Annotated in this window: 11 protein-coding genes; 6 read left to right on the top strand and 5 right to left on the bottom strand. The window is 66.3% G+C overall.

The window, feature by feature from the left end:
* Positions 1 to 146 precede the first annotated feature (146 nt).
* Positions 147 to 1,859, top strand: a complete 1,713-nt coding sequence (locus tag BLA15945_RS12780) for a M36 family metallopeptidase (RefSeq protein WP_174992513.1) — start codon at positions 147 to 149, stop codon at positions 1,857 to 1,859.
* An 81-nt stretch (positions 1,860 to 1,940) separates the two neighbouring features.
* Positions 1,941 to 3,194 carry a M20/M25/M40 family metallo-hydrolase gene (locus tag BLA15945_RS12785; RefSeq protein ID WP_174992514.1) on the top strand — a complete coding sequence of 418 codons (1,254 nt, stop codon included), beginning with the start codon at positions 1,941 to 1,943 and terminating at the stop codon, positions 3,192 to 3,194.
* Between the two features lie 67 nt (positions 3,195 to 3,261).
* On the opposite strand, the gene BLA15945_RS12790 is transcribed toward BLA15945_RS12785, so the two are convergent.
* Entirely contained in the window at positions 3,262 to 4,023 is a 762-nt protein-coding gene (locus BLA15945_RS12790) for a GNAT family N-acetyltransferase (RefSeq protein WP_174992515.1), read from the bottom strand.
* A gap of 27 nt (positions 4,024 to 4,050) precedes the next feature.
* Here BLA15945_RS12790 and BLA15945_RS12795 point away from each other — a divergent pair, with 27 nt between their 5' ends.
* The 4 genes from BLA15945_RS12795 (at position 4,051) to BLA15945_RS12810 (ending at position 7,768) form a co-directional block, all read left to right on the top strand.
* Positions 4,051 to 4,410, top strand: a complete 360-nt coding sequence (locus BLA15945_RS12795; protein ID WP_059239270.1) for a YbjQ family protein — start codon at positions 4,051 to 4,053, stop codon at positions 4,408 to 4,410.
* Positions 4,411 to 5,258: 848 nt separating this feature from the next.
* Positions 5,259 to 6,080 (top strand): 2OG-Fe(II) oxygenase family protein, encoded by an 822-nt coding sequence (locus tag BLA15945_RS12800; protein WP_174992516.1) that lies wholly within the window; start codon positions 5,259 to 5,261, stop codon positions 6,078 to 6,080.
* A 37-nt stretch (positions 6,081 to 6,117) separates the two neighbouring features.
* Complete coding sequence (locus BLA15945_RS12805) at positions 6,118 to 6,744, top strand: DUF47 domain-containing protein (protein WP_059239268.1); 627 nt, start codon at positions 6,118 to 6,120, stop codon at positions 6,742 to 6,744.
* A gap of 13 nt (positions 6,745 to 6,757) precedes the next feature.
* Positions 6,758 to 7,768, top strand: a complete 1,011-nt coding sequence (locus BLA15945_RS12810; RefSeq protein ID WP_174992517.1) for an inorganic phosphate transporter — start codon at positions 6,758 to 6,760, stop codon at positions 7,766 to 7,768.
* A gap of 25 nt (positions 7,769 to 7,793) precedes the next feature.
* Here BLA15945_RS12810 and BLA15945_RS12815 read toward each other — a convergent pair whose 3' ends face one another.
* From BLA15945_RS12815 to choX, 4 genes are all read right to left on the bottom strand, one after another.
* On the bottom strand, positions 7,794 to 9,044 hold the full coding sequence (locus tag BLA15945_RS12815) for an MFS transporter (RefSeq protein WP_174992518.1): 1,251 nt from the start codon (positions 9,042 to 9,044) through the stop codon (positions 7,794 to 7,796).
* A gap of 251 nt (positions 9,045 to 9,295) precedes the next feature.
* Positions 9,296 to 10,708: a cysteine--tRNA ligase gene (gene cysS, locus BLA15945_RS12820; protein WP_174992519.1), complete on the bottom strand. Its 1,413-nt coding sequence runs from the start codon at positions 10,706 to 10,708 to the stop codon at positions 9,296 to 9,298.
* A gap of 388 nt (positions 10,709 to 11,096) precedes the next feature.
* A complete protein-coding gene (locus BLA15945_RS12825) occupies positions 11,097 to 12,236 on the bottom strand; it encodes a porin (RefSeq protein ID WP_059239261.1) in 1,140 nt (379 codons plus the stop codon).
* Positions 12,237 to 12,494: 258 nt separating this feature from the next.
* Positions 12,495 to 13,460: a choline ABC transporter substrate-binding protein gene (gene choX / locus BLA15945_RS12830; protein ID WP_174992520.1), complete on the bottom strand. Its 966-nt coding sequence runs from the start codon at positions 13,458 to 13,460 to the stop codon at positions 12,495 to 12,497.
* Positions 13,461 to 13,485: the final 25 nt, after the last annotated feature.

Genomic DNA, 13,485 nt, shown 5'->3' on the forward strand with positions numbered 1-13,485 from the left:
CGACCTGACATTTAGGGTTCCTTAGTCAGTCGACACTCCCAACACCGCTTCGCCGCACCGGTTCCATCGAACCGGCGCGCGGGCCGTGTCGTGCCTGCCCGCCACAAGCGCGCGGGCGTGTCCAACCGTTGAGATGAGGATCACGTATGCAGACATCACGCAAAGCACTGCCGCTCGCCCTGGGTCTCGCGCTCGGTTTCGGCATCGTCGGCGGCACCCTGGCCGATACGAAAGTCTCGAATCCGCAGGCAGTGAGCCTGCGCGAAAGCCTGACGCGCGGCGTCGCGCCGCCGGCCGCGAAATCCGATACGGCCGGCGGGCAGTTCCGCGCGGACGGCGTCGCCGTCACGCTGTACAACCCGGCCTATCGCGTCAAGAAAGCAGCCACGACGCCCGCCGCCACCGCACGCGATTTCGTCGCATCGCAGGCGACACAGCTCGGGCTCGACTCGGCCGCACTCGCGAGTCTCGTCGTCACGTCGGAGCGCAACGACGCGGACTTCACCGTCGTGCGTCTGCAGCAGCAGGCCGCCGGACTGCCCGTGTACGGCAGCGAGATCGCGGTGACGGTCGCGAAGGACGGCCGCATCCTGTACGTCGCGAGCAACACGGTCAACGGCGTGGTCGCGACAACGCGCAAGTCTCAGGCCGTCGACCAGCAGCAGGCGCTCGACCGCGCCCGCGCGTATCTCGGCGTCAGCGGTTTCACGAATCTCGACGCGCAGCTCGTCGCATTCGTCGACAAGACCGGCACGCATACCGCGTGGAAGGTGCGCGGCCGCCCGCAGGACGGCCCGAAGGGCGACTGGGAATTGCTGATCGACTCGGGCAGCGGCGAAGTGCTGCGCGCCGAGGACAAGGCGTTCTATGCGACCGACGGCACCGGCTTCGTGTTCCGGCCCGATCCGCTTTCGCCGACGAAGAGCAGCTACGGCAGCACGGGCTACAAGGACAACAACGACGCCGATTCGACGCAGCTCACGGCCGCGCGCGTGCGCGTCACGCTCAAGGATCTCGCGCAGTCGGGCTCGCGCTACACGCTGACCGGCCCGTACGCGGCGTGCGTCGATTTCGATGCACCGCTCGACAAGGCCTGTCCCACGCAGTCGACGCCTGCGTTCGAGTTCACGCGCGGCAACCTGTATTTCGAGGCCGTGAACGCGTACTACCACATCGACACGTTCCTGCGTTACGTGAACCAGACGCTCGGCATCAAGGCGCTGCCTTATCAGTACACGGGCGGCGTGCAGTACGACCCGCACGGGGAATCGGGCGACGACAACTCGTCGTACTCGTCGAGCAGCGGCCGGCTGACCTTCGGCCAGGGCGGCGTCGACGACGCGGAAGATGCGGACGTCGTGATCCACGAGCTTGGCCACGGCATCCACGACTGGGTGACGAACGGCGGCCTGTCGCAGCAGGAAGGGCTGTCCGAAGGCACCGGCGACTATCTCGCCGCCGCTTACAGCCGCGACTTCAACCAGTGGAGCCCGTCGGACGCGCAGTACCACTGGGTCTACAACTGGGACGGCCACAACGAGTTCTGGGGCGGCCGCGTGACCAACTGGAACGTCGGGCGTACCTATGCGCAGGCACGCGGGGCGGAAATCCACACGGCCGGCCAGTACTGGGCGTCGTGCAACCTCGTCGCGCGCGACGCGATCGGCGCGCAGGCGATGGACAAGGCGTTCCTGAAGGGGCTGTCGATGACCAACAGCTCGACCAACCAGAAGGCCGCCGCGCAGGCCGTCCTGACGGCCGCATCCGCGCTCGGCTACAGCAGCGCGCAACTCACCGCGATCGGCAACGCGTACAACAAGAGCTGCACGTACGGCGTGACCGTCCCGCAGAAGTCGTAGTTCCCCGCAGCAGGCGGGGGCGCGTCGCACGACCTGCGGCGCGCTCCCTTCATCGACATCGCCATCCTCACGAGATCGAACATGCCTACTCTGACACTGACCCGCCTGAGCGCCGCACTGGGCGGCATGCTGCTGACCGCCGCCGCGCACGCGACACCTGTCTGGATCACGCTCGGCGACACCGCGTTCCGCCAGCTTCAACGCATCGACGCAAGCGCCACCGCGCAGTACAGCACGACCGTCGACGCCGGCAAGACGGCCGACGGCGCCGCGCGCCGCGAAACCGTTCACGTCGTCGAGATCGACGATTCACGGCTGGGCGAGCTGGCACACGCCGTCCACCATACGCGCGGCCACGGGCCCGGCTACGTCGTGCACGACTCGTTCGACGAAGCGCGGCAGGCGCTGCAGCCCTTGCCGGCCACGCTGGCCAAGCAGGCCGCAGCCCCCGCGTACAAGATATCGAACGCGCCGCAGATCGGCACCTGGATCCAGCAGCTGCAGGCCAGCAACATCGTCGGCACGATCACGTCGCTGTCCGGCTTCACGAACCGGTACTACACGACGTCACACGGCGTCGCCGCATCGGACTGGCTCGCGCTCCAGTGGAAACAGCTGGCCGGCTCGCGTGCCGACATCACCGTCGAACAGTTCACGCATACCGGTTTTCCGCAGAAATCCGTGATCCTGACGATCCGCGGCAGCGATCCGGCGGCGGGTACCGTCGTGCTCGGCGGCCATCTCGATTCGACCGTCGGCCGCACGACGGAGAACACGCGCTCGCCCGGTGCGGACGACGATGCGTCGGGCATCGCCAGCCTCACCGAAGCGCTGCGCGTGCTGCTCGCGAACAACTACCGGCCGAAGCGGACGATCAAGTTCGTCGGGTATGCGGCCGAGGAAGCCGGCCTGCTCGGCTCGAAGGCGATCGCGAAGCAGTTCCGCATGCAGAATGCGAACGTGGTCGGCGTGCTGCAGCTCGACATGACGAACTACAAGGGCGATCCGAAGGATATCTACCTGATCACCGACTACACGAACGCGGCGCAGAACACCTACGTGACGAACCTGGCGAAGACCTACCTGCCGGAGCTCGCGATCGGCACGTCGCAGTGCGGGTATGCGTGCTCGGATCACGCGTCGTGGAATGCGCAGGGGTATCCGGCGTCGTTCCCGTTCGAGGCCGACCAGAACGACAGCCCGTACATCCATACGGTGAACGACACGCTGGAGAATTCGGACCGGCAGGCGAACCACGCGCTGAAATTCGGCAAGCTGGCGCTGGCCTATGCGGTTGATCTCGGCGGCAATGGCGGGACAGCTGCGAAGCCCTGACGCCCGAGAATGAAGGAAGCGTGTACGCGAGGCCCGCGCACGCTTCCTTCCCGACGCCTTCCTGCGCTCAGACGAGCTCGTCCAGCGTCCCGTACAGACACATGCCCAATGCGAGCGCGACCGCTGCGGAAGCCGGATTGTCCAGCTGGCACCGGTACTGCGGTTCGAGCCTGTCACCCAGGGCTGCCATGCTCATTGCGTGAACGACCCCGCGCGCGTGGCCGCGCCCCCGGAATTCGGGTAGCGTCAGTACGCCCATGTCGGCCAGACAGGATTCCCACCACGCGTACACGCTGCCCGCGCAGACCAGCCGATCCTGCTCGAACGCGCCGAAGACGCGCCAATGGCCGAGTTCGACGCTCGCCGTATCGAAATCGTCCTCCGGCATCGCGGCGCGGAATGCCTCGAACGCCGCGCGATCCGTTGCCGTCAGCAACCGGACCCGCTCGGGCAACACGTGCGCCGACAGGTCGGCCAACACCGACGCCGGATAGTAGAAGAGATGGTCCGCACCGCACAGTTCGCCGCCGGATGCCGACAGCCGGTCGAGGAACGCGGTCATCGACCATGCGTTCGTTTCGTTCAGGCGCAGCCTCCGCGCAACCTCGCCCTGCACGACGATCCGGCTTCTCCCGTCGGTCGGTACGAGAATCATGCCCTGCTCGTCGTCCAGTTCGGCGCTGACGGCAATCTGCAGATCGTCACCCTCGTAAATGCGCCGGTTTCCTGAAAATTTCTGCTGCCAGAACGCATCGATACATTCGTTAAACACTGTCCACCTCCCGTTCGGGTTGCCGTTCATGCCCGCGCGTGCGGCTAGAATCGTCATTCGTCCACTCCGCGACACACTTCCGCCATGACCGAATCCACCCGCTCCTACGACGACCTGCCGCCCGCCCGCGTCACGACTGCATTCGACCTGCCCGGCCATACGACGGTTCGCTCGCTCGGTGTCGCACAAGGCATCATCGTGCGCTCGCGCTCGATCGTCGGCTCGTTCGGCGCCTCGCTGCAAACGATCTTCGGCGGCAACATCACGCTTTATACGTCGCTGTGCGAGAAGGCGCGCCAGCAGGCCTTCGACAAGATGCTCGCCGATGCGCGCAAGCTCGGCGCGAATGCGATCGTCGCAATGCGCTACGACTCGACCGAAATCGGTTCGGGCGTGACCGAAGTGATCTGCTACGGCACGGCCGTCATTGTCGCACCGGCTTGATGCCCGAAGCCGGCCCGGGCGGTGGAAACCGCGCGAAACGCGTGCGAAGTTTTCGATTGACGCGCCGCGCGGTTCCCTCTTACCATCGCACTCGTTTCAATTCATGGAGGCGTCTGTGCCTACCGATGCGAGTTGTAGTTGGTCCTGGACCAACCTGACTGCCGCCTGAGGAAGCTTCGCAGAGCCTTGTCTTCTGCCGCATCCCGGGATAGCAGGATGCGGTGTCTTTCAGGATCGGCGTACCGTCGATCCGAAAATCCCGTACTCGACAATTCAGTTGCCGCTCGACGCTCGAGCGGCGTCCGTGCGTGACCCGCGTCGCGCGCGTGTGTCCGGCCGCATGCTCGTGCATGCGCGGCCGGTGCACGCGTGCGTCGCCTCGATAGACAGGAGTTCGAAATGGACGACGACAGTAGCCGATTAAGCTGCGCCGGCGCGCGTTCGCACGCCATGCCGGCACGCACCCGACTCCCAGCCCTTCATCAGCCGATCGCGCCCGACGCGGCGCGGCGGGAAGCGTTCGTCCGTCGCTGACGTCATGACGCTCCCGCCGTGTGCAGTCCGGCGCCAGGAGCACGCATGACACGACTCGCCTTTCTCGCCCATCCGGCCGCGCAACCGCGGCCCGTTCACCACAACCGGTACGACGCCTTCCCGCGTCGCGGCCCTCCCTGGCCTCTGCGGCAATCCGCCTCGCTGCCGTCACGCACTTCGCGATGACACGGTCCGGCTCGCCCGCGCCGCGCGTCATCTCCATGTTCCGGCAAGGCCGCGAAGCCCGTCTTTCGCAATCGCCGCCGGCCGGACCCGCACGACTCACTCCATGTCCGATGTACCGGGAGAACACCATGCAACCCACGATGAAACTCCATGCCAGCCGCTTGATCCGTGACAGCTACGTCTACTTCAGGATGCCGTACGCGCTGCATCTGCATTCCGACCGGATCGCGGCCGCCTACGACCAACTGGATCGGCGGCAAAAACATGCATTCTCGTTTCCTGAACATACCGACGGATTCCTGCCGTTCGGCCTCGAATACTCGCGTACGCCCGAGCGGCCCGATCTGTGCGACCGGTTCTGCTACTGGGTTGCGCGCCGCGATGCGCATCACGGCTATGCGCTGACCAAGTCCGCGTTCTATCGCGAGCTGGCCGCATACGAAGCCTGCATCAACGCGATCGCGCAGGACCTGCTCGATGCGGTATGCGAAAACCTCGGCGGCACCGCGCAGCCGCCGGTCCGGCACAGCTCCTACCTGCAGTTCTGCGCATACGAGCCACACCATTGCAGCCAGGACCGTGCGTACCTGCAGGATCCGCACGAGGACGGCCACTTGCTGTCGTTCATCCGGCCGGCCGCCCCCGGCCTGGTGCTGCTGCCCGATTCATCGCCGGTTTCCGCGCTGCCGCGGCCGGACGAAATGATCGTGCTGGCCGGCTCGCTCCTCGAGGCGCTGACCGACGGCGAAGTGCCGGCAATGCAGCACGCCGTCGAGCGGCCGCGCGCGCGCGTGCGGCGCACGTCGCTGATGTATTTCGTCAATCCCGACCTGTCGGCGGGATACGCCAGCACGATCGTCCACCGGCGGCCGCTGGACCTGCGGGCCCTTGCCGAGCAAAGACACGTCGCGTTCGGCAACAGCACGCTGGGCCGCCCTTGCGCGGCCTGACCCGACTCCTCCCGCCCGACTTTCCCCCGGAGACACCATGCTTGGACGCTTCCTCCCGGTCGAGAACCGGTTTTTCGATCTCTTCGATACGCATGCGCAGCACATCGTGTCAGCCGCCTGCGAGCTTCAGATGCTGCTCGACAATCTCGACGACGCCGAATCGGGCATGGCCAACGTGCAGACCGCCGAACGCACCGGCGACACGCTCGCACACGAGGCGATCGACCTGCTGCACAAGACGTTCATCACGCCGCTCGATCGCGACGAGATCCACAAGCTGATCACGACGATGGACGACATCCTCGACCTGATGGAGGACGTCGCGACCACCGTCGTGGTCTACGACCTGAAGTCCGTCACCGCGGAAGCGAGTGAACTCGCGGACATCGTCGTGCAGTCGGCAATGCAGGCGCAACTGGCGATCAACCACCTGTACGACCTGAAGCAATCGCCGCGGATCCTCAAGGCATGCGAAGAAATCGATGCGCTCGAAACCCGCGCCGACCGCGTGCTGCGCGCGGCGATATCGAAACTCTTTCGCGACGATATCGACGTGAAGACACTGATCAAGCTGAAGGGCGTGTACGACCTGCTCGAACGCATCACCGACAAATTCGAGGATGTCGCGAACATCGTCGAAGGCATCGTGCTGGAAAACGCGTGAGTGACTGAAGAAGATGCATTCGATCCAACTCGCCCTGTGGATGGTCGCGACGCTGGTGCTCGTCGCGCTCGTATTCGACTTCATGAACGGCTTTCACGACGCGGCGAACTCGATCGCCACCGTCGTGTCGACCGGGGTGCTGAAACCCCGGCAGGCCGTCGTGTTCGCGGCCGCGTTCAACGTGATCGCGTATTTCATCTTCCACCTGAAAGTCGCGCAGACCGTCGGTAAAGGCACGATCGATCCCGAGATCGTCGACCACTACGTCATCTTCGGCGCGCTGGTCGGTGCGATCGGCTGGAACGTGATCACCTGGTACTACGGGATTCCGTCGAGCTCGTCGCACGCGCTGATCGGCGGCCTCGTCGGCGCGGCGCTCGCGAAGTCGGGCTGGAGCTCGCTGAACATCGACGGGCTGTTGAAGACCGTCGCGTTCATCTTCATCTCGCCGCTGCTCGGTTTCATCCTCGGTTCGCTGTTCATGCTCGGGGTGTCGTGGCTGTACTTCCGTACCGCGCCCAGCAAGGTCGACCGGCGTTTCCGCCGGCTGCAGCTGCTGTCGGCCGGCCTGTACAGTCTCGGCCACGGCGGCAACGACGCGCAGAAGACGATCGGCATCATCTGGATGCTGCTGATCGCGAGCGGCTACGCATCGGCCACCGCCGATGCGCCGCCTGCGTGGGCGATCGGCGCGTGCTACCTGTCGATGGGCCTTGGCACGCTGTTCGGCGGCTGGCGCATCGTGCGCACGATGGGCCAGAAGATCACGAAGCTCAAGCCGGTCGGCGGATTCTGTGCGGAAACCGGTGGCGCAATGACGCTGTTCATCGCGTCGTTCCTCGGCATTCCGGTGTCGACCACGCATACGATCACCGGCGCGATCGTCGGTGTCGGCGCGACGCAGAAGCTGTCGGCCGTGCGCTGGGGCGTGGCCGGCAACATCGTGTGGGCGTGGGTGCTGACGCTACCGGCAGCCGCGCTGTTCGCAGCCGGCGGATGGTGGCTCGGCCACCGGCTCTTCTGACGGGGCCGGGCCGCGGCCCGGCGCGTCACGCGTCGCGCTCGAGCGACTTCATGTTCGTGAGCTGCGGAAACAGCCGCATCCATGCGAGCGCCACCGCGATCGTCGCCGCGCCGCCGACGACGATCGCCGTCGGGGCGCCCCACCAGGCGGCCGTTACGCCCGATTCGAATTCGCCGAGCTGGTTCGACGTGCCGATGAACAGCGCATTGACTGCGCTCACGCGCCCGAGCATGTCGTCGGGCGTGCGCAACTGCACGAGCGACAGGCGCACGACGACGCTGATCACGTCCGACGCGCCGAGCGCCGCCAACGCGACGAGCGACAGCGCGACGTGCCGCGACAACCCGAACACGATCGTCGCGATGCCGAACGCGATCACGCCGCCGAACATCGCGCGGCCCGGCCGCCCCTTCAACGGGAAACGCGTGAGCCACAGCGTGCCCGCGAGCGCACCGACCGCGGGCGCCGCGCGCAGCGCCCCGAGGCCCCACGGCCCGACCTGCAGGATGTCGCGCGCGTAGATCGGCAGCAGCGCGGTCGCGCCGCCGAACAGCACCGCGAACAGGTCGAGCGACAGCGCGCCGAGAATCGCCGGCTCGCGCCGGATGAACGCGATTCCCGAGAACACCGAGCGCAGCGTGACCGGCTCGCGAGCCGGCAGCGCGCTGCGCAGCGGAATCGTGCCGCTGAGCACGGCCGCGATCGCGAATGCGACGACGCTCGTGCCGAACGCGGCCGGCGCACCGACACCATAGAGCAACCCGCCGAACGCAGGCCCGAGGATCTGCGCGGCCTGGTTCGCGGACGTCGACAGCGCGGTCGCGCGCGGCAGGTCGGTGCGCGGCACGACGGCCGGCAGCAGCGACGACACCGACGGCGACTCGAACGCGCGGGCCGTGCCGACGATCGCCGCGAGCGCATACACGGCCGGCGCGGCCAGCCATCCTTGCACGGCGCCGAGCAGGAACACGCCGGCAGCCAGCGCCTCGACGCCCTGGCAGATCGTCGCGATGCGCCGGCGGTCGTAGCGGTCGGCCACCTGCCCGACAACGAGCGTCAGCGCGAACATCGGCACGAACTGCGCGAGCCCGACGAGGCCGAGCGCGAATGCGCTGTGCGTGAGCGCGTAGACATACCAGCCGATTGCGACCGACAGGATCTGGAAAGCCAGGGAGGACATCACGCGCGTGCCCCAGAAACGCTGGAACGGCGCGTGGCGGAACAGATTGACGGGTAACGGGGATAAAGGACTGGAGTCGGGCACGGGGTCGGTCATCGGGGTCTGGGCGGGCGGCACTGCGCACGGCAACCGTCCGGAACACGACGACGCCCGCCGATGCAGGGGCGCGACAACGGTGCAGGCGCGGCCAAATCGCGATGATATCGCCAACCTCGGAAAACGGGCCGGGGGCAACGCCGGCGACATCGTGCGGGTGCGGGTGCCGACGATTCCGGCGGCCGCGTCGATCGTGGCCGCCGGGGCGTGGCGGGTGCACCGGATCGTTCGACGCACGCGGCCCGCAAGTTTCACCGCGGCGGGCCGCCCGTATCGGTCGAGTCCATCGCGATGCTGAACAGGCGCTGGCCTTCCCGGGTGTCCTCGACTCGCCAGCCCTCGGCGCTCAACGCCTCCCGTATCCGGTCGGCTTGCGCCCAGTCCCGGTCCGCCCGCGCGCGCTCACGATCACCGAGCAACACGCGAACGTGTTCCGGAACGTCGAACGCAACCGGCCGCCATTCGCGTAAGCCGAGACCAAGCACGGTGTCGAAGCTGTCCACGGTCGCCTTCAGGGTCGCGGGCGGCAGGTTGCCCCTGACCAGATCCCACAGCACCGCGAGTGCCCTGGGCAGATTCAGGTCCTCGTTCACTTCGGCGTCGAACCGCGCGGCGAAATCGGCGTCGACGCGACCGCCTTCCGGCCAGCCGGCGTACAGGTGCCGGAGTCGATTCAGCGCGGTGTGCGCCGCGTCGAGCGACGCCCACGTGAAATGCAGCTTGCTTCGGTAGTGGGCCGTCAGGCACAGGTAACGGTACGCGAGCGGATCGACGTTCCGGCTCTGCAAGGACTGCAGACGGATGAAGTCGCCGCTCGACTTCGACATCTTCGCATCGGCGTCGAGCGTCAGAAAGTGCCCGTGCATCCAGTAGTTCGCGAGCTGCGTGCCGTGGGCCGCCCGGGTCTGCGCGATCTCGTTGCTGTGATGCACGGCGATATGATCCTCGCCGCCGCAGTGAATATCGAACAACGTCCCGAGATACTTCGCCGACATCGCCGAGCATTCGATATGCCAGCCCGGAAAGCCCCGGCCCCACGGGCTGTCCCATTCCATTTGCCGCTTGACGCCGGCCGGGCTGAACTTCCACAACGCAAAATCCGTGATGCTCCGCTTCTCGCCCAGCGCAACCCGCTTGCCCGCCTGCAACCCGGCGCGGTCCAGCCGCGCGAGATAGCCGTAGTCGTCCTGCCGGCTGGTATCGAAGTAGAGGCCATCGTCCGTCCGATAGACGTAGCCGGCCCGGTCGAGCGTATCGATGAACGCGACCTGTTCGGCGATGTGATCGGTGGCACGGCACCAGACCGTCGGCTCGAGCAGGTGGAGCGCGCGCCAGTCCCGGACGAACGCGTCGGTGTAGCGCCGCGCGATGGCCCATGCCGACTCGCCGGTGCGACGGCTCCCCTTCTCCATCTTGTCTTCGCCTTCGTCCGCATCCGAAGTCAGATGGCCGACGTCGGTGATGTTGACGACGTGCCGGACCGCGTATCCGTTGCGCTCCAGTACGCGGCGCAGAAGATCCTCGAACACGTAGGTTCTCAGGTTGCCGATATGCGCATCGTCGTAGACCGTGGGGCCGCAGCAGTACATACCCACCTGCCCGGCACGGATGGGGGTGAACGGGCGCACGGTACGCGACCAGGTGTCATACAGCGCAAGCGGCATCGAGTTTCTCCGTTCCGAAGAGGTGGGCCCAAAAACAAAAAGGCCGCCTGTTTTGCATCACAGGCGGCCGGAAGGCGATTGCTTGAAAGTTTAGCGAGTTCGCTAGACGCAAATTCCCCCTGGCACGTTCTGACAACATGCACGGGTAACCGAGGAGAGGGAATGGGTGCGATCAAGCATGCGGACGATGCTAGCGTCTATGGACGGCACAGGTCAAGACCATCCGACCGCCGTTCCCGGTGACGATCCCGGGGCGCCGGCCAGGCCGTCGGCATCGACGGGACGGATCTCGTGCCCGCTCACACCCGGCGAACAAAAAAAAGCGCGAACCTCGGTTCGCGCCAAAGAGAGACCTCGCTGAAGACATCGCTACGCCACACCGCCCCGCTCAGAACGAATGCCGCATCCCGATCCGCACATCGGCCTGCGTCTGCGTCGTCGACGGCGTGAAGCTGTAGCCGATCACCGCATCGACACCCTGCGACGCGCGCAGGTAGTCGCCGGAGATGTACACGTCGGTGCGCTTCGACAGCAGGTAATGCAGGCCCGCCGTGCCCTGGTTCCAGTGATGGCCTTCGAAGCGCGTGTGCTGGTAGCCCGCGATCAGGCTCAGCGCCGGCGTGAACTGGTACGAGCCGCCGCCTTCATACACCTGCATGTGCGACGACTGGCCGAAGCCCTTGATGGTCGTGTACGAGAAGTTGCCGTCGAGCGTCAGCTTGCCGATCGTGTAGCTCGTGCCGATGCCGAACGTGCCCTGGCTGTCGACGTCCATCGCCGTGTTCGAGAACAGGTCGGTGCGCGCGCCGGTCGCCGGATCGACGGTCACCGTCTGCTGGCCGAGGAACGTGTGCGTGCCGATCATCGCGTACGGGTCGAACGCGTAGATGCCGTTCGGGTTGTTCAGGCGCGTGTACGCGGCGCCGATCGAGAAGTCGCCCTTCGTGTAGCTCGCGCCCGCGCTCCACGCGCTGTTGCGGTGGAAGTTGCCCGCGACGTTGCCGAACGAGTACATCGCGCCGAACTTGAAGCCGCTGAGGTCGTTCGACAGGAACTTCACCGAGTTCGGCAGGCGGTCGCCGTTGAAGCGGTCGAAGTCGCCCTGGTGGATCGCATAGCCGCTGCCCCACGCCGAGATGTTGTAGATCGAGACGAGTTCGTTCGTGATGTCGAGCTGGTTGCCGAACGACAGCGTGCCCCAGTCGTTCTGCAGGCCGACATACGCCTGCCGGCCGAATTCGGCGCCGCCGAAGCCGAGTTGCCCGTTGCCGAGGCGGAACCCGCTCTCGAGCGTGAACACGGCCTTCAGGCCGCCGCCCAGGTCTTCGGTGCCCTTGAGACCAAAGCGGTTCCCGTAGGCAACGCCGTCGTCGAACTTGACGACGTGCGAGCCGCCCGTGTTGTTCACGTACGTAATGCCCGCGTCGAGAATCCCGTACAGCGTCACGCTGCTCTGTGCATGCCCGATGGCGGGAATACAGGCCGCGCATGCAAGCGCGGCGGCTACGGCAACTTTCGTGTGCTTCATTGTCGACCACCCTCCCTGAACCGTTCGATGGATAGAATCTCGTCCCGGCGCGTACCGCGATGCGCAGGTGGATTCGAATTCAATACGCCCGCTGGCTTCGGCATTTCGTTTTTCGCAATAACGCAGCCATTGGCGAAAAATACAAACCCATATTTCGCATCACCCGTCTGAAGGCGACACTAAATGGTCACGATGCGACCGGTCGGGAAAACACGTAGACAGGCGGCGCGGTAAAACCGGCCGCCCGGAGGGAGGGGATCAATGGCCGTCGAGGGCCGCGCGCACGGCCGGCAGGCCCGGTGCGCCGGCCGCCGTCGTGACGCCGTCCAGCCAGCCGGCGACCAGTGCCGGGTCGGCCTTCAGCGCATGCTGCGCCGCGAGCGCGGGCGACGCCTTGTTGTCGAGCATGTCGGCGATCATCCGGTTCTCGACGTCGACGGAGAACGTCATCTGCCGGAACAGCCGCGCGAGGTTCGCGCACTTGCCCGCGAATCCGGAACGCGTGACCGTATTGACCGTTGCGCCGCCGTAGTTCGGGCCGAAGTACGCGTCGCCGCCCGACAGATAGGTCAGATGGAACTTCGTGTTCATCAGATGCGGCTCCCACGCCAGAAACACGATCCAGCGCTTGTCGCGCACCGCGCGCTCGACCTGCGTGAGCATGCCCGTCTCGCTCGATTCGACCAGCGACCAGTTCGCCGGGCCGAGCGCGTGGTCGGTGAGCATCCGCTTGATGTTCTGGTTCGCGGGGGCGCCGGGCTCGATCCCGTAGATCTTGCCGCCGAAGCGGTCTGCGTTGCGCGCAAGGTCGGCGAACGTATGCACGCCGGCGGCCGCCACGTAGTCGGGCACCGCAAGCGTGAACTTCGCGCCGCTCAGGTTCGCGTGCAGCACGTCGATCGACTTGTCGTCGACGAACGGCTTCACGAGCGGCGCCTGCGCGGGCATCCAGTTGCCGAGGAACACGTCGACCTGCCCTTTCTTCAACCCCTGGTACGTGATCGGCACCGACAGGTTCGCCACGTCCTGCCGGTAGCCGAGCGCCTTCAGCACGACGCCCGCCATCGCGTTCGTCGCGTCGATGTCGGTCCAGCCGGGCGCCGCCATCTTCACGTCGTTGCACGTCTGCGCGTCGGCCGCGTGTGCGCCCTGCGCCGTCATCAGGCACGCGGCCGCGGCGAGCGCCGCGCCGATCCGGATTGCTGCATTGCATTGCCGTTTCATCGTCCGCTTCCTCCGTCGTTCGTTC

The organism is Burkholderia arboris, from assembly GCF_902499125.1.
Classification (GTDB): Bacteria; Pseudomonadota; Gammaproteobacteria; order Burkholderiales; family Burkholderiaceae; genus Burkholderia; species Burkholderia arboris.

Coding starts and splice junctions, on each gene's coding strand:
- BLA15945_RS12780 (WP_174992513.1), top strand. CDS start 147: ATGCAGACATCACGCAAAGCACTGCCGCTCGCCCTGGGTCTCGCGCTC.
- BLA15945_RS12785 (WP_174992514.1), top strand. CDS start 1,941: ATGCCTACTCTGACACTGACCCGCCTGAGCGCCGCACTGGGCGGCATG.
- BLA15945_RS12790 (WP_174992515.1), bottom strand. CDS start 4,023: ATGACGATTCTAGCCGCACGCGCGGGCATGAACGGCAACCCGAACGGG.
- BLA15945_RS12795 (WP_059239270.1), top strand. CDS start 4,051: ATGACCGAATCCACCCGCTCCTACGACGACCTGCCGCCCGCCCGCGTC.
- BLA15945_RS12800 (WP_174992516.1), top strand. CDS start 5,259: ATGCAACCCACGATGAAACTCCATGCCAGCCGCTTGATCCGTGACAGC.
- BLA15945_RS12805 (WP_059239268.1), top strand. CDS start 6,118: ATGCTTGGACGCTTCCTCCCGGTCGAGAACCGGTTTTTCGATCTCTTC.
- BLA15945_RS12810 (WP_174992517.1), top strand. CDS start 6,758: ATGCATTCGATCCAACTCGCCCTGTGGATGGTCGCGACGCTGGTGCTC.
- BLA15945_RS12815 (WP_174992518.1), bottom strand. CDS start 9,044: ATGACCGACCCCGTGCCCGACTCCAGTCCTTTATCCCCGTTACCCGTC.
- cysS (WP_174992519.1), bottom strand. CDS start 10,708: ATGCCGCTTGCGCTGTATGACACCTGGTCGCGTACCGTGCGCCCGTTC.
- BLA15945_RS12825 (WP_059239261.1), bottom strand. CDS start 12,236: ATGAAGCACACGAAAGTTGCCGTAGCCGCCGCGCTTGCATGCGCGGCC.
- choX (WP_174992520.1), bottom strand. CDS start 13,460: ATGAAACGGCAATGCAATGCAGCAATCCGGATCGGCGCGGCGCTCGCC.